Source organism: Actinomycetospora sp. (assembly GCF_036497245.1).
Taxonomy (GTDB): Bacteria; Actinomycetota; Actinomycetes; order Mycobacteriales; family Pseudonocardiaceae; genus Actinomycetospora.
The window spans coordinates 16335-37473 of the sequence record NZ_DASXJS010000208.1 but is presented as its reverse complement, the minus strand read 5'-3'; the positions used below and the strand labels follow the sequence as shown (position 1 = coordinate 37473).

Here is a 21139-nt window from a genome sequence, read left to right as displayed (position 1 = left end):
GGCGTCCGGCCCGCTCGCCCGGCCCCCGCGCGTGTTTCACGCGTGCGAGGCACTTCACCGGGGCTCCACGTCGGGGGGCCCGGGAGACGCGGGCGCCGATGATAGGGGCCGGGTGTCCTCGCGCGCGGGAGCGGGTAGTCGCCGACCGGGTTCCGACGGTGCACCTGTGTGACGCCTCGGCGTGGCAGCATGGGTTCCCGAGGGGGCTTCGGGATCGATCCAGCCGCACAGCCGGAGAATCGGTCCCCGATCCCCCGACGGCCGGTTCGAGCCGGCGGTTCGAGAGGGACCGGGACAACCGAGCTGTGGGCGTCCGCGCCGCGGCCCACGACGCGACACCAGGGAGAACACGTTCGTGACCACGACCGACGTGGAAAGCACCCGTCCGGCGAGTGAATCGCCCGACGAGATCGCCGCCCTCACCACCCCGAACCGCCCCGACGACTGGTCCGATCTCGACCAGCGTGCCGTCGACACCATCCGCGTGCTGGCCGCCGACGCCGTGCAGAAGGTCGGCAACGGCCATCCGGGCACCGCCATGGCGCTGGCCCCGCTGGCGTACACGCTGTTCCAGCACACCATGCGCCACGACCCGGCCGACGCCGACTGGCCCGGCCGCGACCGGTTCGTGCTCTCGGCGGGCCACTCGAGCCTGACGCTGTACATCCAGCTCTTCCTGGCGGGCTACGGCCTGGAGATGAAGGACCTCGAGGAGCTGCGCACCTGGGGCTCGCTGACCCCGGGCCACCCCGAGTTCCAGCACACCACCGGCGTCGAGATCACCACGGGCCCCCTCGGTCAGGGTCTCGCCTCGTCGGTCGGCATGGCGATGTCCGCGCGCCGCGAGCGGGGTCTGTTCGACCCCGACGCCGCGCCCGGCGGGAGCCCCTTCGACCACTTCATCTACGTCATCGCCTCGGACGGCGACATCGAGGAGGGCGTGACGGCCGAGGCGAGTTCGATCGCCGGCCGCCAGCAGCTCGGGAACCTCGTCGTCTTCTACGACGACAACCACATCTCGATCGAGGACGACACCACGGTGGCGCTCTCGGAGGACGTGGTCGGTCGCTACGAGGCGTACGGCTGGCACACCCAGGTGGTGCGCGGCGGCGAGAACGTCGTCGGCATCCGCGAGGCGATCGACAACGCGAAGGCCGTCACCGACCGGCCGAGCTTCATCGCGCTGCGCACCGTGATCGGCTACCCGGCGCCCGAGAAGATGAACTCCGGGGCCGCGCACGGCGCCGCCCTCGGGGACGACGAGGTCGGGGCGGTCAAGAAGATCCTCGGGTTCGACCCCGACGAGTCCTTCCAGATCGAGGACGAGGTCCTGGCACACGCGCGCCAGGTCAAGGATCGCGGGCGCGAGGCCCACCAGGCGTGGACGAAGCGGTTCGACGACTGGGCCGCGGCCAACCCGGAGCGCCGTGCGCTCTTCGACCGCATGGCCAAGCGCGAGCTGCCCGCGGGCTGGACCGACGCCCTCCCGACCTGGGGTACCGACGACAAGCCGCTCGCCACCCGCAAGGCGCTGCAGAAGATCCTCGGCAACGTCGGACCGGAGCTGCCCGAGCTCTGGGGCGGCTCGGCGGACCTCGCGGAGAGCAACAACACGACGATCCCCGACTCGCCGTCGTTCGGCCCGTCGACGGTGAAGACCGAGATGTGGGGCCAGATGAGCCCCTACGGCCGCGTGCTGCACTTCGGGGTCCGCGAGCACGCCATGGGGTCGATCCTCAACGGGATCGCGCTGCACGGCGGCACCCGCGTCTTCGGGGGCACCTTCCTCATCTTCTCCGACTACATGCGGCCTCCCGTCCGGCTCGCGGCGCTGATGAACCTGCCCACCATGTACGTCTGGACCCACGACTCGATCGGGCTCGGCGAGGACGGCCCGACCCACCAGCCGATCGAGCAGCTGGCCAGCCTCCGGGCGATCCCGCGGATGTCGGTGGTCCGCCCGGGCGACCCGAACGAGACCGCCCACGCGTTCCGGGCGATCCTCGAGAACCCGACCGGCCCGGCCGGACTCGCGCTCACCCGCCAGAACCTCCCGGTCCTCGAGGGCACCTCGGCCGAGGGCGTCGCGAAGGGTGGCTACGTGCTCGCCGACGCGACCGGCGGCGACCCACAGGTGGTCCTCATCGCCACCGGCTCGGAGCTCCAACTGGCCGTCGAGGCCCGCACGACGCTCGAGGCCGACGGCGTCCGCACCCGCGTGGTGTCGATGCCCTGCCTCGACTGGTTCGAGAACCAGGACGAGGCCTACCGCGAGAGCGTGATCCCCGCGAAGGTCACCGCGCGGGTCTCGGTCGAGGCCGGCGTGGCCCAGCCCTGGTACCGGCTCATCGGCACCGTCGGGGAGCCCGTCTCCATCGAGCACTTCGGGGCGAGCGCCGACTACAAGACCCTGTTCGAGAAGTTCGGCTTCACCGCCGAGGCCGTCGTCGACGCGGCGCGGCGCACGCTGGCCCGCACGTCGTCCTGACCCGGCCACCCACGTCCCTTCCGGAGGACACCATGAGCTCCACTCCCCTGGCCGACCTGTCGGCGGCCGGCGTCTCCATCTGGCTCGACGACCTCTCCCGCCAGCGCATCGAGAGCGGCAACCTCGCGTCGCTGATCTCCGAGAAGCACGTCGTCGGCGTCACGTCGAACCCGACGATCTTCGCGAGTGCCCTCGCCGACGCCGACTACTACACCGAGCAGCTCGACGACCTCGCCCGCCGCGGCGCCTCGGTCGACGACGCGGTCCGCGAGATCACCACCGACGACGTCCGCCGCGCCTGCGACGTGTTCCGCGGCGTGTGGACCGAGACGGACGCCGCCGACGGCCGCGTCTCCCTCGAGGTCGACCCCCGCAAGGCCCACCAGACGGACGCCACCGTCAGCGAGGCCGTCGACCTGTGGAAGACGGTCGACCGGCCCAACCTGATGATCAAGATCCCGGCGACCCCGGAGGGCCTCCCGGCGATCACCCGCACCCTCGCGGAGGGCATCAGCGTCAACGTCACGCTGATCTTCTCGGTCGACCGCTACCGCGCCGTGATGGACGCGTTCCTCGCGGGCATGGAGCAGGCGCGGGCCAACGGCCACGACCTCTCGACGATGGCCTCGGTCGCCTCCTTCTTCGTCTCGCGCGTGGACTCCGAGGTCGACAAGCGGCTCGACAAGATCGGCACCGACGCGGCGCTCGCGCTGCGCGGGACGGCCGCGGTCGCCAACGCCCGGCTGGCCTACCAGGCCTACCTCGACGTCTTCGGCACCGAGCGCTGGGCGACCCTGCAAGGCGCGGGCGCCAAGGCCCAGCGGCCGCTGTGGGCGTCGACCGGCGTGAAGAACAAGGCCTACCCGGACACGATGTACGTGACCGAGCTATCCGCCCCGAACACGGTCAACACGATGCCCGAGGCCACCCTCGACGCGTTCGCCGACCATGGCGAGCTCCACGGTGACGCGGTCTCCGGCACGGCCGACGCCGCCGCCGAGGTCTTCGCCGCCCTCGCCGAGGTCGGCATCGACGTCGACGACGTCTACCACGTCCTCGAGAACGAGGGCGTGGACAAGTTCGACGGGTCCTGGAAGGAGCTGCTCGACACGATCTCCGAGCAGCTGACGCGCCGCAGCCCGGAGCAGGCGTGAGCGCCGCGGGAGACCCGGGCGTCTCCGTCTCGCTGGTCGACCCGCAGCTGGCCGACGCCGCTGCCGCCCTCGTCGAGAAGCTGGTGGGCGACGGCGTCGCCTCCGCCCTGGCCCGTCAGGACCCCACGCTGTGGGGCCCGGACGCGCAGAGCGAGGCGTCCAAGCGCCTGAGCTGGGTGACGCTGCACGAGTCCTCGCGCCCGCTGGTCGACCGCCTCACCGCCCTGCGCGGTGACCTGCACGCCGAGGGCGTCGACCGCGTCGTCCTGGCGGGCATGGGCGGCTCGTCCCTGGCCCCCGAGGTCATCTGCCACACCCGCTCCGGCTCGGCGGTCGGCGGGCGGCACCCGATCACGGTGCTCGACACGACCGATCCCGGTCAGGTCTCCGACGCGCTCGCCGGTGACCTCTCGCGCACCGTCCTGGTGGTGAGCTCGAAGTCCGGCGGCACCGTCGAGACCGACAGCCAGCGCCGCACCTTCAGTGAGGTGTTCGCCGCGAACGGCATCGACGCCGCCGGTCGGATGGTCGTGGTGACCGACCCGGGCACGAAGCTCGCCGACCTCGCCGCCCGCGCGGGCTACCGCGCCATCGTCGAGGCGGACCCGGCCGTGGGCGGGCGCTACTCGGCGCTCACCGCGTTCGGCCTGGTCCCCTCGGCGCTCGCGGGAGTCGACGTCGGGGCACTGCTCGACGAAGCCGCCGCGGCCGCCCCGGCCCTGCGGGCCGACAGCGCCGACAACCCCGCGATCCTGCTGGGCGCGGCGCTCGCCGCCGCCCACAACGCCGGCGCGGAGAAGGTCGTCCTCGCCGACTCGGGCTCCGGGCTGATCGGCTTCGGTGACTGGGCCGAGCAGCTCATCGCCGAGTCCACGGGCAAGCAGGGCCTCGGCCTGCTGCCGGTCGTCGTCGAGTCCACCGACGCGCCCGGATTCGCCGACCACGGCAACGACGCCACCGTGGTGACCATCGGGCCCGCCGCCGGGAACGCGCAGATCGCGGCCGAGGGCACCCTCGGAGGCCAGTTCCTGCTCTGGGAGACCGCGGTCGCGCTCGCCGGACGGCTGATCGGGATCGACCCGTTCGACCAGCCCGACGTCGAGTCCGCGAAGCAGGCCACCCGCGACCTGCTCGACGAGGCAGGCTCCGGAGCGAGCCAGACCAAGGACGAGGCGCCCGTGCTCGTCGACGGGTCCGTCGAGGTGCGGGGCGGACCGTGGCTCGGATCGCCGAGCACGCTCGGCGAGGCGATCCGGACGCTGGTGAGCGCCGCCCCGGACCACGGCTACATCGCCGTGCAGGCCTATCTCGACCGGCTCGACGACGCCTCGGCCGCCGTGCTGCGCGCCGAGTTCGCGGCCCGCACCGGCCTGCAGACGACCTTCGGCTGGGGCCCCCGGTTCCTGCACTCCACCGGGCAGTACCACAAGGGCGGACACCAGAACGGCGTGTTCCTACAGATCACGGGCTCGGTGGCCGACGACCTGGCCATCCCCGACCAGCCCTTCACGTTCGGTCAGCTCCAGCACGCGCAGGCCGCGGGCGACGCCAAGGTCCTCTCCGACCACGGGCGCCCCGTGCTCCGCGTGCACCTCGCCGACCGGGCGGCCGGGTTGGTGGCTCTCGCGAACGCGGTCGCCGGGGCGACGGGGAGAGGAAGCACGGAGGTGACGCGGTGAGGCGTGTCGGTTCCCCCGACTCCGCCCGTACGGACTGGAGCAATCCCCTGCGCGACGCGCGGGACAAGCGGTTGCCGCGGATCGCGGGCCCGAGTGGGCTCGTGCTGTTCGGCGTGACCGGCGATCTCGCGCGCAAGAAGCTCATGCCCGCGATCTATGACCTCGCGAACCGGGGGCTGCTGCCGCCCGGTTTCGCGCTCGTCGGGTTCGCGCGCCGGGACTGGACGCACGAGGACTTCGCCGAGGTCGTGCACGACGCGGTGCGTGAGCACGCCCGCACGCCGTTCCGGGCCGAGGTGTGGGACCGGCTCCGCGAGGGCCTGCGCTTCGTGCAGGGCACGTTCGACGACGACGACGCGTTCGACCGGCTCGCGGCGACCGTCGCCGAGCTGGACACCGAGCGGGGCACGAACGGCAACCACGCGTTCTACCTGTCGATCCCGCCGGACGCGTTCCCGACCGTGTGCAAGCAGCTCTCCCGGTCGGGGCTGGCGGAGTCCACCGAGGACGCCTGGCGCCGCGTCGTCATCGAGAAGCCCTTCGGCCACGACCTGCGCTCGGCCAAGGAGCTCAACGCCATCGTCAACGACGTCTTCCCCGAGGAGTCGGTGTTCCGCATCGACCACTACCTCGGCAAGGAGACGGTGCAGAACCTGCTGGCGCTGCGCTTCGCCAACGAGCTCTTCGAGCCGATCTGGAACGCCCACCACGTCGACCACGTGCAGATCACGATGGCCGAGGACATCGGGGTGGGCGGCCGCGCCGGTTACTACGACGGCATCGGCGCCGCCCGCGACGTCATCCAGAACCACCTGCTGCAGCTGCTCGCGCTCACGGCGATGGAGGAGCCGCTCTCCTTCTCTCCGGACGACCTGCGCGAGGAGAAGATCAAGGTCCTGTCGGCGACGACGCTCGCCGAGCCGATGGACGAGACCACCGCCCGCGGGCAGTACGCCGCCGGGTGGCAGGGCTCCTCCGAGGTCAAGGGCCTCCAGCAGGAGGACGGGTTCCCACCCGACTCGGTCACCGAGACCTACGCCGCGATCACGTGCGAGGTGAGCACCCGCCGGTGGGCGGGGGTGCCGTTCTACCTGCGCACCGGCAAGCGGCTCGGCCGGCGGGTCACCGAGATCGCCGTGGTGTTCAAGCGGGCGCCGCACCTGCCGTTCGACCAGACGATGACCGAGGAGCTCGGGCAGAACGCGCTGGTCGTCCGGGTCCAGCCCGACGAGGGCGTGACGCTGCGGTTCGGCTCCAAGGTGCCCGGGTCGGGCATGGAGGTCCGGGACGTCACGATGGACTTCGGGTACGGCACCGCCTTCACCGAGGCCTCCCCCGAGGCCTACGAGCGCCTGCTGCTCGACGTCCTGCTCGGTGAGCCGTCGCTGTTCCCCACCAACACCGAGGTCGAGCTCTCGTGGCGGATCCTCGACCCGGTGATCGAGAAGTGGCACCGCGAGGGAACCCCCGACGCGTACGCCGCGGGCACGTGGGGGCCGAAATCGGCCGACGAGCTGCTGTCGCGCACCGGACGCGTGTGGAGGAGGCCCTAATGATCGTCGACCTGCCGTCGACCGACACCTCGGCGGTCAACCGCAAGATGGTGGAGCTGCGCGAGAGCGCGGGTGCCGTGGCCCTGGGTCGGGTGCTCACCCTCGTGATCTCCACCGAGGACGGGCCGGGCGCCGAGAGCGCCATCCAGGCGGCGAACGACGCCTCGCGCGAGCACCCGTGCCGGGTGCTGGTGCTGGCCCGGGGGGCGCGGCGTGCCGCGTCCCGCCTCGACGCCCAGATCCGGATCGGCGGCGACGCCGGCGCGAGCGAGGTCATCGTCCTGCGGATGTACGGGCCCCTGTCCGAGCAGGGCGGCAGCATCATCGTGCCGCTGCTGCTCCCCGACGCCCCGATCGTCGCGTGGTGGCCGAGCGAGCCCCCGGCCTCGCCCGCGGAGGATCCGGTCGGCTCGGTCGCGGGCCGCCGGATCACCGACGTCGCCACGACGCGGTCGCCGTCGAAGACGCTCGCCCGTCTGGCGGGGCGCTACCACCCGGGCGACACCGACCTCGCCTGGACCCGCATCACCTCGTGGCGGGGCCTGCTCGCCGCGGCGCTCGACGAGCCGCCGCACGACGACGTCACCCGCATCGAGGTGTCGGGTGAGGCGAACTCCGCCTCCGCGGACCTGCTGGCCGGATGGCTCTCGTCCCGCCTCGGGGCGCCCGTGGAGACCACGGTCTCCGAGGTGCCGGGTGGTGGCATCGGCTCGGTGCGTCTCGAGCGTCCCTCCGGGCCGGTGGAGCTCCGCCGCGTCGACAGCAAGACCGCCCGCCTCTCGCAGCCCGGTCAGCCGATCCGTCGCGTGGCCCTTCCCCGGCGCACCGTGCGCGAGTGCCTGGCCGAGGAGCTGCGCCGCCTCGACCCGGACGAGATCTTCCAGGAGGCCCTCGACGCGGTCCCCCGGTCCGGGAACCGCCGCTCGTCCTCGCGCGCGAAGGCCAAGGCATGAGCGCCGGCGCCCGCATGGTCGCGGGCCGCGAGGTGGTCGTGCACGACGACGACGAGGCGGTCGCGGCCGACGGCGCCGCCCGCCTGCTCACGACGCTGGCCGCGGCACAGTCCGCGCGGGGCCACGCCTCGGTGGTGCTCACCGGCGGGGGCGTCGGCATCGCGATGCTGCGCGCCGTCGCGGCCTCGCCCGACCGGGACACCGTGGACTGGTCGAGGGTCGAGGTCTTCTGGGGCGACGAGCGCTTCGTGCCCGCGGGCGACGCGGACCGCAACGACACCCAGGCCCGGGAGGCCCTGCTCGACGCGCTCCCGGTGGACCAGGCCCGGGTGCACCCGATGGCGTCGTCGACCCCGGGCCACGCCGCGCTCGAGGCGGGCGACGTCGAGCTGGTGGGCTCCGCGGACCCCGACCAGGGGGCCGGGGCCTACGCACAGGTCCTCACCGCGGCCGCGGCACGGCTCGGTGAGGCGGCGGAGGTGCCCGGCGTCCCGGCGTTCGACGTGCTGCTCGCCGGCTGCGGTCCGGAGGGTCACACGCTCTCGGTCTTCCCCGACTCCCCCGCCGTGCACGCCACGGCGCCCGGGGTCGTCGCGGTCCGGGACTGCCCCAAGCCGCCGCCGACGCGCATCTCGCTCACCCTCGCCGCGTCCCGGGCCGCCCGCGAGGTCTGGCTGGCGGCGACCGGGTCGGGCAAGGCGGAGGCCCTGGGTCGCGCGGCCCGGGGGGCGAGCGAGGTCGAGATCCCGCTCGCGGGGCTCGCCGGCACCGAGCGCACGCTCTGGTTGCTCGACGGCGGGGCCGCTTCCGAGCTGTAGGTGGCCTCCGGCCTCGTGAGCACTTTCGGGTGCTATGACCCCAGAAAGTGCTCACGAGCGCGTCAGCGCACCTTCTCCTGCTCCCACGGCCGCAGGGCCCGGTCGTAGGCCTCCCACGCGCGACCGTGCGCGGCGACGCGGCGCCCGAACGCCGCCAGCAGCGCGAGGTCGGCCGCCGGGGTGTGCGCGTACTGCGGGCCTCGCGGCCGGGCGGGATCCCGCGGGTCGGGCCCGGAGTCGAAGCGGGTGTCGGCCCCGTAGCGGGCGACCGCCAGGACGGCGACGACGACGAGGGCTCCGATGACGGTGATCATGGCGGTCTCCTTCGATGTGGCAGGTTCGAGGTCTAGAGTGGCTCGCTAGTGGCAGTCGATGCGAGAGCCAATGAGGGCCGAGTGGCACCTGCATTGGCAGGAGTGGCAGGTGGTCCGTGGACACGCAGCTGAACGGTTCGGCGTTCGTCCGCCACCTCGGGACGGTGTCCGGGGACGGGCGGGCCGGGTACGTGGCGCTCGCCGACCGGGTCCGGACGCTGCTCTCCGACGGCAGGCTCGCGGTCGGCACGCGGGTCCCGAGCGAGCGGGAACTGGCGGCGGCCCTCGGCATCGGGCGGGGCACGGTGGCTGCCGCGTACGAGCAGCTGCGCGAGACCGGCCACCTGGCACGTCGCCGCGGGTCCGGGACCTGGACGGCCCTGCCCACCGGCCCGTCCGCCGCCGTCGTGCCGTTCGCGCCGACGAGCGGGGCGGGCCCCTCGGAGATCACGCCCGGCGTCATCGACCTCGCGCACGCCGCGCCCGCGGCCCCGCCCGACGCCATGGCGGCCGCCGGTCAGGAGGCGCTCGCGGCGCTGCCCGCCCACCTCGTCGGACCCGGCTACGACCTGCTCGGCTTGCCGGTGCTGCGCGCGGCGATCGCGGACCGGCTGAGCGGCCAGGGTCTGCCGACGGCGCCCGACGAGGTGATGGTGACCGCAGGCTCCCAGCACGCCCACGCGCTCGTCGTGCGCGCTCTCGTCCGGCCCGGCGACCGGATGCTGCTCGAGCAGCCGACCTACCCGAACGCGATCGACCTGGTCCGCCACGCCTCCGCGCGCCCGGTCCCGATGGCGCTCGACCGTGACGGGCGCGGACGGCCCCGCTGGGACGTCGCCGCGTTCGCGGCCATCCTGCGGGAGTCCGCGCCCGCGCTCGCCTACCTGGTGCCCGACCACCACAACCCCACGGGCGGGGTCATGGACGCCGAGACCCGCGGCGCCGTCGTCGCGGCCGCCCGCCGTCACGGCGTCCCCCTCGTGGTCGACGACTGCCTGCGCGACCTGTGGCTCGACGACCCGGTCCCGCCCCCGGTCGGGGCGTGGGCGACCGTCCCCGGCGAGGCGCCGGTGCTGACGCTCGGGTCGCTGTCGAAGACGGTCTGGGGCGGCGTGCGGATCGGCTGGCTGCGGGGGCCGCGGGCGGTACTGCGCCGCGTCGCCACCAGCCGGGCCTCCGACGACATCGCCTCGCCGGTGCTCGAGCAACTGGTGGCCGCCGCCCTGCTGCGTGGCATCGACGACCTGCTGCCCGCGCGGCGCACGACCATGCGCGAACGCCGCGACCACCTGCTGGGCGCCCTGGGGCGGGCGCTGCCGGACTGGTCCGCGCCGCGGCCCACGGGTGGGCTGAGCCTCTGGGTCGACCTCGGCGCGCCCCGGTCGAGCGCGCTCGTCGAGGCCGCGGCCCGTCACGGTGTGCACCTGGCGGCGGGGCCCCGCTTCGGCACCGGCGGGGCCTTCGAAGGCTTCGTCCGGGTGCCCTACACGCACCCGGTCGACGTCATCGACGACGCCGTCGCGCGGCTCGCGACCGCGTGGGAGACGCTCGACGCCGGCACGCCGGCGATGCTGTCGCCCGTCGTCTGACCTGGTCGCCCCGGCCGCTGTGACCGATCACGGCTCGTCGGGCATCGTCCCCGCGAGGTGGTCGGAGTACGCCGCGAGGTCGAGCAGGCCGTGCCCGCAGTAGTTGACGAGGATGACCCGCTCCTCGCCCTTGGCGGTAGCGTCGTGGGCCTCGGCGATGGCCGACGCGATCCCGTGCCCCGCCTCGGGCGCGGGGAGCTTGCCCTCCACGCGGGCGAACAGCACGTTCGCCTCGAACACCGCCCGCTGCCGGTGCGCCACCGCCTCCATCCGGCCCTCGTGGACCAGCTTGGAGATGATCGGCGAGTCGCCGTGGTAGCGCAGCCCACCCGCGTGGATGCCGGGCGGCATGAAGTCGTGGCCCAGCGTGTACATGTTCATCATCGGCGTGAGGCCCGCGGTGTCGCCGAAGTCGTACTCGTAGCTCCCCTGCGTCAGGGTCGGGCACGACGCGGGCTCGGCCGCGAGGAGGCGCACCGCCCGGTCCGGGAGGAACGGCAGCGCGATCCCGCCGAGGTTCGACCCGCCGCCGCAGGGCGCGATCACGACGTCGGGCCGGGTCTCCCCCGCGAGCGCCAGCTGCTGCTGGGCCTCCAGGCCGATCACCGTCTGGTGCAGCAGCACGTGGTTGAGCACCGAGCCGAGCGCGTAGTGGGTGTCCTCGCGGCCCACGGCGTCGCGGACGGCGTCCGAGATGGCCGAGCCGAGGGACCCGGCGTTGTCCGGGTCGTCGATCGGGGACGGCACGACGCTGCCGCCCCAGGTCTCCATGATCACTTTGCGGTAGGGCTTCTGTTCGAAGCTCTTGCGGACCATGTAGACCGCGCACTCGAGGTCGTACTGCGCGCAGGCGAAGGCGAGCGCCGTGCCCCACTGCCCGGCACCGGTCTCGGTGCTCAGGCGGGCGATCCCCTCGCGGGCGTTGTAGTAGGCCTGCGGGACCGCCGAATTGGGCTTGTGCGACCCGGCGGGCGAGACCGACTCGTCCTTGAAGTAGATCCGCGCGGTGGTGCCGAGCGCGGCCTCGAGCCTGCGGGCCCGGATCAGGGGCGTGGGCCGCCACAGCCGCAGCACGTCGAGCACCTCACCCGGGATGTCGATCCACGGGTCCGCCGACATCTCCTGGCCGATGAGCTCGGCGGCGAACAGCGGCGCGAGGTCGTCCGGGCCCACCGGCTCCCGGGTGACCGGGTGCAGCGGCGGGTCCAGCGGACTCGAGAGGTGCGGGGCGACGTTGAACCACGCCGACGGGATGTCGGCCTGGCTCAGGGTGAAGCGGGTGTCGGAGATCTCAGGAGCGGCCACTCGGCCACTGTCCCAGCTCTCCCGCCGCGACGGGGCCTCAGTTCTCGCCGCGCCGCGCGCGCAGTTTGGCGAGGGCCTCCTCGAGCAGCGCCTCGCCGTCGGCGTCCGAGCGCCGCTCCTTCACGTACGCGAGGTGCGTCTTGTACGGCTCGGTGCGCCGCGCGGGCGGCGGGTTCTTCTCGTCGGTGTTGGCCGGCAGCCCGCAGCGCGGGCAGTCCCAGGTGCTGGGCAGCTCGGCGTCGTGGGCGAACGACGGCTGCGTGTGGTGGCCGTTCGAGCACCAGAACGACACGATGATCCGTTGGGCGCTCTCACCGCGCTCGGACTCCCCCGTCGGACCGGACCCGACCCGGGTTCCCCGGATCGCATTGCCAGTGGCCATGTCGGCGCTACCTCCGCATCGTCAACACCAGCGAGGCCCCGGCGTCCGTGCGGGGCCGGCCGTCAACCCTCGATCTTGATCAGCAGGCCCGTGCCGACGATCGCGATCAACCAGATCGCGCCGACGAACAGGGTGAGGCGGTCGAGGTTCTTCTCGACCACGCTGGAGCCCGCGAGGCTCGACTGCACCCCACCGCCGAACAGCGACGAGAGACCACCGCCCCGACCGCGGTGCAGCAGCACCAGCAGCACCAGCAGCACGCTGGAGACGATGAGCAGGATGTCGAGGAACAGTCGCATCTCGGGCTCCGTGACCTCCGTCTATCCGGTGCCCCGCGGTCTCGGCCTGCGGGGCGTACGTCCATCGGTCACACTACCCGGCCCCTCCCGGAGGAGAGCCTCGGGTCACACCCCTTCCGGCGCGGACCTCGTGGGGCTCAACGATCATCTGCGTCGCAGGTCACGGCCGCCCCGGAATCCGGTCCGTCGCGCCGCGCCCGGAACGAGCGAAGGGCCCCTCCGCTCGAACGGATCGAGCGACGGGGCCCTTCGGTCAGCGCCGGGAACGGCCTACAGCGGGCCGCCCGCGGCGAGCGCGCAGAGTTCCGCGAACCCTTCCGGGTCCAGCGACGCCCCACCCACCAGCGCCCCGTCGACGTCGGGCTGACCGACGAGCTCCTTGGCGTTGTTCGACTTCACCGAGCCGCCGTAGAGGATGCGGACGGTGTCGGCCACCGCGTCCCCGTGGGTCTCCCGCAGCCGCTCACGCAGGGCGTGGCAGACCTCCTGGGCGTCCTCGGTGGTCGCGGTCTTCCCCGTCCCGATGGCCCAGACGGGCTCGTAGGCGATCACGATCCTCGCGACGTCGTCACCCGACAGGCCGGCCAGCGCGCCGTCCAGCTGCGCGGTGCAGTGCCCGACGTGCCCACCCGCGTCGCGGACCTCCTCCCCCTCACCGAGGCAGAGGATGGGCGTGAGCCGGTTCTCGAGCGCCGCGCCGACCTTGCGGTTGACCAGGGCGTCGTCCTCGCCGTGGATCGTGCGGCGCTCCGAGTGCCCCACGATGACCCAGGTGCAGCCGAGCTTGGCGAGCATCGCCCCGGAGACGTCCCCGGTGAACGCGCCCGACTGCTCGGGCGAGAGGTCCTGGCCGCCGTAGCTGATCGGCATCGAGTCGGCGTCCGTGACCGTCTGCACGCTGCGCAGGTCGGTGAACGGCGGACAGACCGCGACGTCCACGTGGTCGTAGTACTTGCTCGGCAGCGCGAAGTAGAGCTTCTGGACGACCCCGATGGCCTCGAGGTGGTTCAGGTTCATCTTCCAGTTGCCGGCGATGAGCGGCTTCCGCGCCACTAGGCCTCCTCCAGAACAGCGATACCGGGGAGCTCCTTGCCCTCCAGGAACTCCAACGACGCTCCGCCCCCGGTGGAGATGTGCCCGAACCGATCTTCGGCGAGTCCGGCCGCCCGGATCGCCGACGCCGAGTCGCCGCCGCCGATGACGCTGAACGCGCCACTGGCCGCGACCGCCTCGGCGACCCCGGTGGTGCCCGCCGCGAACGGCGCCATCTCGAACACGCCCATCGGGCCGTTCCAGAACACCGTGGCGGCATCGGCGAGGTGCGACCCGAACGCCGCGACCGTCTCCGGCCCGACGTCGAGGCCCAACCAGCCGGCCGGGATCCCGCCCGCGGGCACCGTGCGGGTGTCCGCGTCGGCGGAGAACTCGCTCGCCGCCACCACGTCGGTCGGCAGCACCAGGGTGTCGGCGTAGCGGCTCAGGAGGTCCCTGCAGGTGTCGATCTGGTCGGACTCCAGCTTGGAGCCGCCCACGTCGTGGCCCTGCGCGGCGAGGAACGTGAAGCACATCGCCCCCCCGACCAGCAGCGTGTCCACCTTCGGGAGCAGGTTGGTCAGCACCGCGAGCTTGTCGGAGACCTTCGACCCGCCCAGGATCACCACGTACGGCCGGGCCGGGTCGCCGGTGAGGCGGCGCAGCACCTCGGTCTCCCGCGCGACCAGGTCGCCGCCGTAGGCCGGGAGCTTGCGCGCGATCTCGTAGACCGACGCCTGCTCGCGGTGCACCACCCCGAAGCCGTCGGAGACGAACGCCCCGCCGGGAACGAGCTCGGCGAGCTCGGTCGCCAGCGCCTCCCGCTCGGCCGGGGTGCCGGTCTCGCGCGGGTCGCACCGCACGTTGGCCAGCAGGCCGACCCCGCCCACCGCAAGGCTCTCCGCGACGTCGTGCGCCGACTCCCCGACGACGTCCTGGGCCAACGAGACCCGGTCGTCGAGGAGCTGACCCAGCCGCCCGGCGACCGGCGACAGGGTCGATCTGGGGTCGCGCCCCTGCGGCTCGCCGTCCTTCGGGCGGCCCAGGTGCGCCATGAGCAGCACCTTCGCGCCCGCGCCGACGAGCTTGGTGATCGTCGGCAGCGCGGCGCGGATGCGGCCGTCGTCGGTGATCTGATAACCGTCCAGCGGGACGTTGAAGTCCACCCGGAGCAGGACGAACCGGCCCTGGACGCCGTCACTGATGAGGTCGTCGAGGGTCTTCATCGAATGGTCCAGCTCCGCTTCGCTTCGTGTCCTCGCATCAGAGCTTGGAACCCACCAGCGTCGTGAGGTCGACGACGCGGTTGGAGTAGCCCCACTCGTTGTCGTACCAGCCGATGATCTTCACGGTGTTGCCGTTGAGGACCTTCGTCATCCCCGAGTCGAAGGTGCACGACGCGGGCTCGCCGACGATGTCCGAGGACACGATCGGGTCCTCGGTGTAGACCAGCACACCTTTGAGCTCGCCCTCGGCGGCCTTCTTGAAGGCCGCGTTGACCTCGTCGGCGGTGACCTCGCGGTCCAGCGTCGCGGTCAGGTCGGTGACCGAGCCGTCCGGCACCGGCACGCGCATCGCGACGCCGTTGAGCTTGCCCTCCAGCGCGGGCAGCGCCAGGGCGGTGGCCTGGGCGGCACCCGTCGTCGTCGGGATGATGTTGACCGCGGCGGCGCGGGCGCGGCGCAGGTCCTTGTGCGGGGCGTCGTGGACGCGCTGGTCGCCGGTGTAGGCGTGCACCGTGGTCATGAACCCGGTCTGCAGGCCGAACGCGTCGTGCAGCACCTTCGCCATCGGGGCGACGCAGTTGGTCGTGCACGAGGCGTTGGACAGGATGTTCTGGGTGCCGTCGTAGGACGAGTCGTTGATGCCCATGACGACCGTGAGGTCCTCGCCCTTGGCCGGAGCCGAGATGACGACCTTCTTGGCGCCCGCCTTGAGGTGCTTCCCGGCGCCCTCGGCGTCGGTGAAGATCCCGGTCGACTCGATGACGATGTCCGCGCCCAGGTCGCCCCACGGGAGGTTGGTGGGGTCCTTCTCGGCGAACGTCTTCACCGTGTGGCCGTTCACGGTGAGCGAGCTGTCGTCGAACTCGACGGTGCCGTCGAAGCGGCCGAGCACCGAGTCGTACTTCAACAGGTGCGCGAGGGTCGCGTTGTCGGTGATGTCGTTGACCGCGAGCACCTCGATGTCGGCGGTGCCGGCGGCACGCTGGACCTCGAGCGCCCGGAACACGTTCCGGCCGATCCGTCCGAAGCCGTTGATGCCGATCTTGATCGTCACAGGGCGTTGTCCTGTCTCTCGTGGTCTCCCGCGCCGCCGCGGCGCTCGTGGCTCCCGGGCGGCGTTACCGCTGGCAGCGCGACCCTAACGAAGCGGACGCCTCACGCCGACCCGACGACCCCGCGGTGTGCGCAACCGCTCCCGGGTCCGGACCGTGTCAGTGATCCGGACCGCGCCTCACCGCTCGTGCCCGGCGGGGACCTCGACCAGCTCGTCCATGTCGTCGGACACCGAGGCGGAGGTGTCCGGGACCCGCATGTCCTTGGCCTTCTTGTCGGCCATCGCGAGCAGGCGCCGGATGCGCCCGGCGACCGCGTCCTTGGTCATCGGCGGCTCGGCGAGCTGGCCCAGCTCCTCCAGCGAGGCCTGCTCGTGCTGCACGCGCAGCTGTCCGGCCATGATCAGGTGGTCGGGCACCTCGTCGCCCAGCAGTTCCAGCGCGCGGTTGACGCGGGCGGAGGCGGTGACCGCGGCCTTCACGGAACGGCGCAGGTTGGCGTCGTCAAAGTTCGCCAGACGGTTCGCCGTCGCGCGGACCTCGCGCCGCATCCGGCGCTCCTCCCACGCCAGCACCGACGAGTGCGCCCCGATCCGCGTGAGCAGCGCCCCGATCGCGTCACCGTCGCGCACCACCACGCGGTCGGCGCCACGCACCTCGCGCGCCTTCGCCGCCACCCCGAGGCGCCGGGCCGCGCCGACGAGCGCCATCGCGGCCTCCATACCCGGGCAGGTGATCTCCAGGGCCGACGAGCGGCCCGGCTCGGTGAGCGAGCCGTGCGCCAGGAACGCGCCCCGCCAGGCGGCCTCGGCGTCGCACACCCCGCCCGAGACGACCTGCGGCGGCAGCCCGCGCACCGGACGGCCGCGCGGGTCGAGCAGCCCGGTCTGGCGGGCCAGCGAGTCGCCGTCGGCGGCCACGCGCACCACGTACCGGGTGCCCTTGCGCAGGTTGCCCTGGGAGAGCACGTGGACCTCGGGCTGGTGCCCGTAGAGGTCGTGGATCTCGCGACGCAAGCGGCGCGCGGCGTTGCCGGTGTCGAGCTCCGCCTCGACGACCACCCTCCCGTTGACGATGTGCAGCCCGCCCCCGAAGCGCAACAGGGCCGAGACCTCGGCACGGCGGCAGCAGGTCTTCGTGACGGAGAGCCGACTCAGCTCGTCCTTCACCGCAGCGGTCATGGCCACCGGAGGTCCTCCTCGTCGTAGCGGCGCGGGTCGCCGGTCGGGGTGAAGAACACGTCGGCGGCCCCGAGACGGCGCCGTGCTCCGCTCCCCCATGTGTCGACACGCGCGTCCCACTCGTCGGGTGGGACGCGATCCGGCGAGGCGGCACTGCCCGCCGCCTCGCGCAGTGCCCCGGCCAGAGCCACGGGATCGTGGCACGGGGCGCCGCCGGCCTCGCCGACGGCGGTGAACAGGGTCTCGGCGCCGAACGCCTCGGCGCCCCGGCGCAGCCGGTCGGGCTCCGGCACGGCCTCCGGGTCGGCGACGACGACGTCCAGACGCAGCCGCGGCGCATGCTCGGCCAGGGCGTCGAGGTGCTGCTCCGGGGAGAACCCGGCCGTCTCGCCCGGCTGCGGGGCGAGGTTGAGCACCAGCACCCGCCGGGCCTCGGTCTCGCAGAGCGCCGTGAAGATCTCCGGCACGAGCAGGTGCGGCATGACGCTGGTGAACCACGACCCGGGCCCCAGCGTGACGATCTGCGCCGTGCGGATCGCGTCGACCGCCTCGGCGCACGCCTTGGGCCTGCGCGGCACCAGCCGCACCTGCCGGACCTGGCCCGGTGTCGTCGCGACGGCGACCTGGCCGCGGATGCGGTGGGCCACGTCGGCGCCCTGGCCGCTCCCGGCCGTCTCCGAGAGCCCGAGCCCGGTGACGTCGGCCTCGATGTCGACCGGGACCGGGCTCATCGGCAGCACGCGTCCCCGCAGCCCCAGCAGCCGGCACGCCTCGTCGAGGGCCGCGACCGGCTCGCCGAGGACGTCGAGCAGGCCCGCGAGGACGAGGTTGCCGACGGCGTGCCCGGCGAGGGCGCCCGACCCGCCGAGCCGGTGCTCGAAGACCCTCCGCCACGTCGCGGTGTCGGTGGGACCGGTGTGATCGCGCTCGGCGAGGGCGTCGAGGGCCATCCGCAGGTCGCCCCACGGGAGGATGTCCAGCTCGCGGCGGATGCGGCCCGACGACCCGCCGTCGTCGCCCACGGTCACCACCGCGGTGACGTCGTCCGTCAGCCGTCGCAGCGCCCGCAGCGTCGCGTGCAGGCCGTGCCCGCCGCCGAGCGCGGTCGCCTTGAACGGCGTGCCGGGCCCGTCGGGGACGTGGCCGTTGGTGGGTCGGGTCATTCGCGCCCCACGTCCCGGTGCGAGACGGTCACCCGCACCCCGTCCTCGCCCGCCATCCGCCGGGCGAGCTCCTCGGCGATCGCGACGCTGCGGTGCCTGCCGCCCGTGCATCCGACGGCGACGGTGAGGTAGCGCTTCCCCTCGCGGCGGTAGCCCACCCCGACCAGGCGCAGCAGCGCGAGGTAGGCCTCGAGGAACTCCTCGGCGCCTTCCTGGGAGAGCACGTAGTCACTGACCACCGCCTCGCGGCCGTCGTGCTCGCGCAGCTCGGGGATCCAGTGCGGGTTGGGCAGGAACCGCACGTCGACGACGAGGTCCGCGTCGCCCGGGAGGCCGTGCTTGTAGCCGAAGGACAGCACCGTGACGCTCGACCCGACCTCGGCGGCGCTCTGGGCGAACGCCTCCTCGACGGCCTTGCGCAGCTCGTGGACCGAGCGGTGCGAGGTGTCGACGACGAGGTCCGCGAGGTCGCGCAGGGGCGCCAGCAACTCCCGCTCGGCGTCGATGCCGTTGACGAGCCTGCCGTCGCCCTGCAGCGGGTGCGAGCGGCGGTTGGCCTCGAACCGGCGGATCAGCACGGCGTCGTCCGCGTCGAGGAAGACGACCCGCGGGCGAGCGCCCCGGGTGTCCAGTTCCTTGAGCGCCGAGCCCAGGTCGGCGGTGAACGCGCGGCTGCGGACGTCCATGACGACCGCGATCCGCGTGACCTGCCCCTTCGAGCGGGCGCCCAGGTCGACGACGGTCTCGAGCAGTTCGGGCGGGAGGTTGTCGACGACGAACCACCCCAGGTCCTCGAGCACCTTCGCGGCGGTACTGCGCCCCGCCCCCGAGACCCCGGTGACGATCGCGACCTCGACGCCCCCGTCGGGCGTGTCCGGCGTGCTCACCCGTCGGCCCCTCGCCTCACGACGCCTCCCCCTGGTTCATGCTCGCGCCCTGCTGCGCGTCGTCGGATCCGTTGAGAGCGTTCAGTACCGCCTCGGCGGTCCTTCGGCCGACCCCGGGTACCTCGGTGATGGCCTCCACGGAGGCGGCCCGCAGCTTCCGGACCGACCCGAAGTGCTTCAGCAGCGCCGTCCGACGGGTCTCGCCGAGCCCGGGGACCCCGTCGAGGGCCGAGCTCGTCATCCGCGTCGACCGCTTCTGGCGGTGGTAGGTGATGGCGAACCGGTGGGCCTCGTCGCGCACCCGCTGGAGCAGGTAGAGCGCCTCCGAGGCGCGCGGGAGGATCGCGGGCGCCTCCTCACCGGGCAGCCACACCTCCTCGAGCCGCTTCGCGAGCCCGCACACCGCGACGTCGGTGATCCCCAGCTCGGAGAGCACCTCCTGGGCCGCCGCGACCTGCGGGGCGCCGCCGTCGACCACCAGCAGGTTCGGCGCGTAGGCGAACTTGCGCGGCCGGCCGGTCGTCGGGTCGATACCCGGGAGCGGGCCGTCGACCTGGGCCGGGTCGAGCTCACCGGACTCGGGCGCGTCGTCGGTGCCGGACCCGTCCTCGGCGGTCTCGCGCAGGTAGCGCGCGAAGCGCCTCCGGACGACCTCCGCGATCGCCGCGACGTCGCCGCCCTCCGCGCCGCCGCGGATGGAGAACCGCCGGTAGTCGGACTTCTTGGGCAGGCCGTCCTCGAACACGACGAGGCTCGCGACGACGTCCGAGCCCTGGACGTGGCTCACGTCGGTGCACTCGATGCGCAGCGGGGCGGAGTCCAGCTCCAGGTACTCCTGGATCTCCTCGAGCGCGGCGCTGCGGGCCGTGAGGTCCCCGGCGCGCTTGAGCTTGTGCTGGTTCAGCGCCTCGGCCGCGTTCCGCTCGACGGTCTCGGCGAGGGTCCGCTTGTCACCGCGCTGGGCCACCCGCAGGCTCACCCGGGAACCCCGCAGTCCGGAGAGCCATTCGGTGAGCACCGCCTGGTCCTCGGGCATCGCCGGCACCAGCACCTCGCGCGGGACCGGCTGCACCGCATCGTCGGCCGAGCCCGCCAGCGCGGCCTGCTCGCCGTAGAACTGCGCGAGGAACTGCCCGACGAGGCTCTCGAGCCCGTCCTCCTCGCCGCGCTCGACGACCCATCCGCGCTGGCCCCGCACCCGGCCGCCGCGCACGTGGAACACCTGGACGGCGGCCTCCAGGGGATCGAGCGAGAACGCGACGACGTCGGCGTCGGTCCCGTCGCCGAGCACGACCGCCTGCTTCTCGACGATCCGCTTCAGCGCGCCCGCGTCGTCGCGCAGCCGAGCGGCCCGCTCGAAGTCCATCTCGGCCGATGCGGCCTGCATCTCTTTTTCGATGCGGCCGATGAGCTGGTCGGTGTGGCCCGCGAGGAAGTCGCAGAAATCGTTCACGATCGCGCGGTGCTCCTCGGCGGACACGCGGCCGACGCACGGGGCGGCGCACTTGCCGATGTAGCCGAGCATGCACGGTCGGCCGATCTGGCCGTGGCGCTTGAACACCCCGGGCGAGCAGACCCGCGCGGGGAAGACCCGCGTGAGGAGCTTGAGGGTCTCGCGGATAGCCCACGCGTGGGCGTAGGGCCCGAAGTAGCGCACGCCCTTGCGACGGGGGCCACGGTAGATCTTGAGCTGCGGGTACTCCTCGTTCAGCGTCACCGCGAGGACTGGGTAGGTCTTGTCGTCGCGATACCGGACGTTGAACTGCGGGTCGAACTCCTTGATCCAATTGTACTCGAGCTGGAGAGCCTCGACCTCGGTAGTAACGACGGTCCACTGCACGGCCGCGGCGGTGGTCACCATCCGGCGGGTGCGCGGGTGCAGGGTCGCCAGGTCGGCGAAGTAGGAGTTCAGCCGACTGCGCAGGCTCTTGGCCTTGCCGACGTAGATGACACGCCCGCTCGCGTCGGAGAACCGGTAGACGCCCGGGTCCTCCGGGATGGTTCCCGGGGCGGGGCGGTAGGTGCTCGGATCGGCCATGGCGGGTTCCAGCGTAGGCGTGTCCG

The 21139-nt window shown here is 73.1% G+C and carries 18 protein-coding genes; 7 read left to right on the top strand and 11 right to left on the bottom strand.

Annotated elements, in window-relative coordinates:
• Nucleotides 1–370: 370 nt before the first annotated feature.
• Genes tkt through pgl form a run of 6 tightly spaced genes read left to right on the top strand, consistent with a single transcriptional unit; the run spans nt 371 to nt 8645 of the window.
• Nucleotides 371–2488 (top strand): transketolase, encoded by a 2118-nt coding sequence (gene tkt, locus VGI02_RS21790; protein WP_414638344.1) that lies wholly within the window; start codon nt 371–373, stop codon nt 2486–2488.
• Nucleotides 2489–2520: 32 nt separating this feature from the next.
• Nucleotides 2521–3642, top strand: coding sequence for a transaldolase (gene tal / locus VGI02_RS21785; RefSeq protein ID WP_331630793.1), 1122 nt, complete (start codon nt 2521–2523; stop codon nt 3640–3642).
• Nucleotides 3639–5321 carry a phosphoglucose isomerase-related protein gene (locus tag VGI02_RS21780; protein WP_331630791.1) on the top strand — a complete coding sequence of 561 codons (1683 nt, stop codon included), beginning with the start codon at nt 3639–3641 and terminating at the stop codon, nt 5319–5321. Before tal ends, VGI02_RS21780 begins: the two co-directional genes overlap by 4 nt.
• A complete protein-coding gene (zwf, locus tag VGI02_RS21775; RefSeq protein WP_331630789.1) occupies nt 5318–6874 on the top strand; it encodes a glucose-6-phosphate dehydrogenase in 1557 nt (518 codons plus the stop codon). Before VGI02_RS21780 ends, zwf begins: the two co-directional genes overlap by 4 nt.
• Nucleotides 6874–7827: a glucose-6-phosphate dehydrogenase assembly protein OpcA gene (locus VGI02_RS21770; RefSeq protein WP_331630787.1), complete on the top strand. Its 954-nt coding sequence runs from the start codon at nt 6874–6876 to the stop codon at nt 7825–7827. Before zwf ends, VGI02_RS21770 begins: the two co-directional genes overlap by 1 nt.
• Complete coding sequence (gene pgl / locus VGI02_RS21765) at nt 7824–8645, top strand: 6-phosphogluconolactonase (RefSeq protein WP_331630785.1); 822 nt, start codon at nt 7824–7826, stop codon at nt 8643–8645. The genes VGI02_RS21770 and pgl overlap by 4 nt, the downstream gene beginning before the upstream one ends.
• Before the next feature lie 62 nt (nt 8646–8707).
• Here the strand turns inward: pgl and VGI02_RS21760 are convergent, their stop codons facing one another.
• Nucleotides 8708–8959: a hypothetical protein gene (locus VGI02_RS21760; protein ID WP_331630783.1), complete on the bottom strand. Its 252-nt coding sequence runs from the start codon at nt 8957–8959 to the stop codon at nt 8708–8710.
• A gap of 116 nt (nt 8960–9075) precedes the next feature.
• On the opposite strand from VGI02_RS21760, the gene yczR reads away from it, so the two are divergent.
• Nucleotides 9076–10548 (top strand): MocR-like transcription factor YczR, encoded by a 1473-nt coding sequence (yczR, locus tag VGI02_RS21755; protein ID WP_331630781.1) that lies wholly within the window; start codon nt 9076–9078, stop codon nt 10546–10548.
• A 27-nt stretch (nt 10549–10575) separates the two neighbouring features.
• Here the strand turns inward: yczR and VGI02_RS21750 are convergent, their stop codons facing one another.
• The 10 genes from VGI02_RS21750 to uvrC form a co-directional block, all read right to left on the bottom strand.
• A complete protein-coding gene (locus tag VGI02_RS21750; protein ID WP_331630779.1) occupies nt 10576–11853 on the bottom strand; it encodes a TrpB-like pyridoxal phosphate-dependent enzyme in 1278 nt (425 codons plus the stop codon).
• Nucleotides 11854–11890: 37 nt separating this feature from the next.
• Nucleotides 11891–12235 carry an RNA polymerase-binding protein RbpA gene (locus VGI02_RS21745; protein WP_331630777.1) on the bottom strand — a complete coding sequence of 115 codons (345 nt, stop codon included), beginning with the start codon at nt 12233–12235 and terminating at the stop codon, nt 11891–11893.
• A gap of 62 nt (nt 12236–12297) precedes the next feature.
• On the bottom strand, nt 12298–12534 hold the full coding sequence (gene secG / locus VGI02_RS21740; protein ID WP_169183036.1) for a preprotein translocase subunit SecG: 237 nt from the start codon (nt 12532–12534) through the stop codon (nt 12298–12300).
• A gap of 270 nt (nt 12535–12804) precedes the next feature.
• A complete protein-coding gene (tpiA, locus tag VGI02_RS21735; RefSeq protein ID WP_331630775.1) occupies nt 12805–13587 on the bottom strand; it encodes a triose-phosphate isomerase in 783 nt (260 codons plus the stop codon).
• Complete coding sequence (locus tag VGI02_RS21730; protein ID WP_331630773.1) at nt 13587–14792, bottom strand: phosphoglycerate kinase; 1206 nt, start codon at nt 14790–14792, stop codon at nt 13587–13589. The genes tpiA and VGI02_RS21730 overlap by 1 nt, the downstream gene beginning before the upstream one ends.
• Nucleotides 14793–14829: 37 nt before the next feature.
• Nucleotides 14830–15846 carry a type I glyceraldehyde-3-phosphate dehydrogenase gene (gene gap / locus VGI02_RS21725; RefSeq protein ID WP_331630771.1) on the bottom strand — a complete coding sequence of 339 codons (1017 nt, stop codon included), beginning with the start codon at nt 15844–15846 and terminating at the stop codon, nt 14830–14832.
• Nucleotides 15847–16023: 177 nt separating this feature from the next.
• Nucleotides 16024–17031 (bottom strand): DNA-binding protein WhiA, encoded by a 1008-nt coding sequence (gene whiA, locus VGI02_RS21720; protein ID WP_331630769.1) that lies wholly within the window; start codon nt 17029–17031, stop codon nt 16024–16026.
• Nucleotides 17022–18188, bottom strand: coding sequence for a gluconeogenesis factor YvcK family protein (locus VGI02_RS21715; RefSeq protein ID WP_331630767.1), 1167 nt, complete (start codon nt 18186–18188; stop codon nt 17022–17024). The genes whiA and VGI02_RS21715 overlap by 10 nt, the downstream gene beginning before the upstream one ends.
• Nucleotides 18185–19075, bottom strand: coding sequence for an RNase adapter RapZ (rapZ, locus tag VGI02_RS21710; RefSeq protein WP_331630765.1), 891 nt, complete (start codon nt 19073–19075; stop codon nt 18185–18187). The genes VGI02_RS21715 and rapZ overlap by 4 nt, the downstream gene beginning before the upstream one ends.
• Before the next feature lie 16 nt (nt 19076–19091).
• Nucleotides 19092–21113 carry an excinuclease ABC subunit UvrC gene (gene uvrC / locus VGI02_RS21705; protein ID WP_331630763.1) on the bottom strand — a complete coding sequence of 674 codons (2022 nt, stop codon included), beginning with the start codon at nt 21111–21113 and terminating at the stop codon, nt 19092–19094.
• Nucleotides 21114–21139: the final 26 nt, after the last annotated feature.

Excerpts from the sequence above, each read along its gene's own strand:
- tal (WP_331630793.1), top strand. The coding sequence starts at position 2,521 with ATGAGCTCCACTCCCCTGGCCGACCTGTCGGCGGCCGGCGTCTCCATC.
- VGI02_RS21770 (WP_331630787.1), top strand. The coding sequence starts at position 6,874 with ATGATCGTCGACCTGCCGTCGACCGACACCTCGGCGGTCAACCGCAAG.
- pgl (WP_331630785.1), top strand. The coding sequence starts at position 7,824 with ATGAGCGCCGGCGCCCGCATGGTCGCGGGCCGCGAGGTGGTCGTGCAC.
- VGI02_RS21760 (WP_331630783.1), bottom strand. The coding sequence starts at position 8,959 with ATGATCACCGTCATCGGAGCCCTCGTCGTCGTCGCCGTCCTGGCGGTC.
- VGI02_RS21745 (WP_331630777.1), bottom strand. The coding sequence starts at position 12,235 with ATGGCCACTGGCAATGCGATCCGGGGAACCCGGGTCGGGTCCGGTCCG.
- secG (WP_169183036.1), bottom strand. The coding sequence starts at position 12,534 with ATGCGACTGTTCCTCGACATCCTGCTCATCGTCTCCAGCGTGCTGCTG.
- VGI02_RS21730 (WP_331630773.1), bottom strand. The coding sequence starts at position 14,792 with ATGAAGACCCTCGACGACCTCATCAGTGACGGCGTCCAGGGCCGGTTC.
- VGI02_RS21715 (WP_331630767.1), bottom strand. The coding sequence starts at position 18,188 with ATGACCCGACCCACCAACGGCCACGTCCCCGACGGGCCCGGCACGCCG.
- uvrC (WP_331630763.1), bottom strand. The coding sequence starts at position 21,113 with ATGGCCGATCCGAGCACCTACCGCCCCGCCCCGGGAACCATCCCGGAG.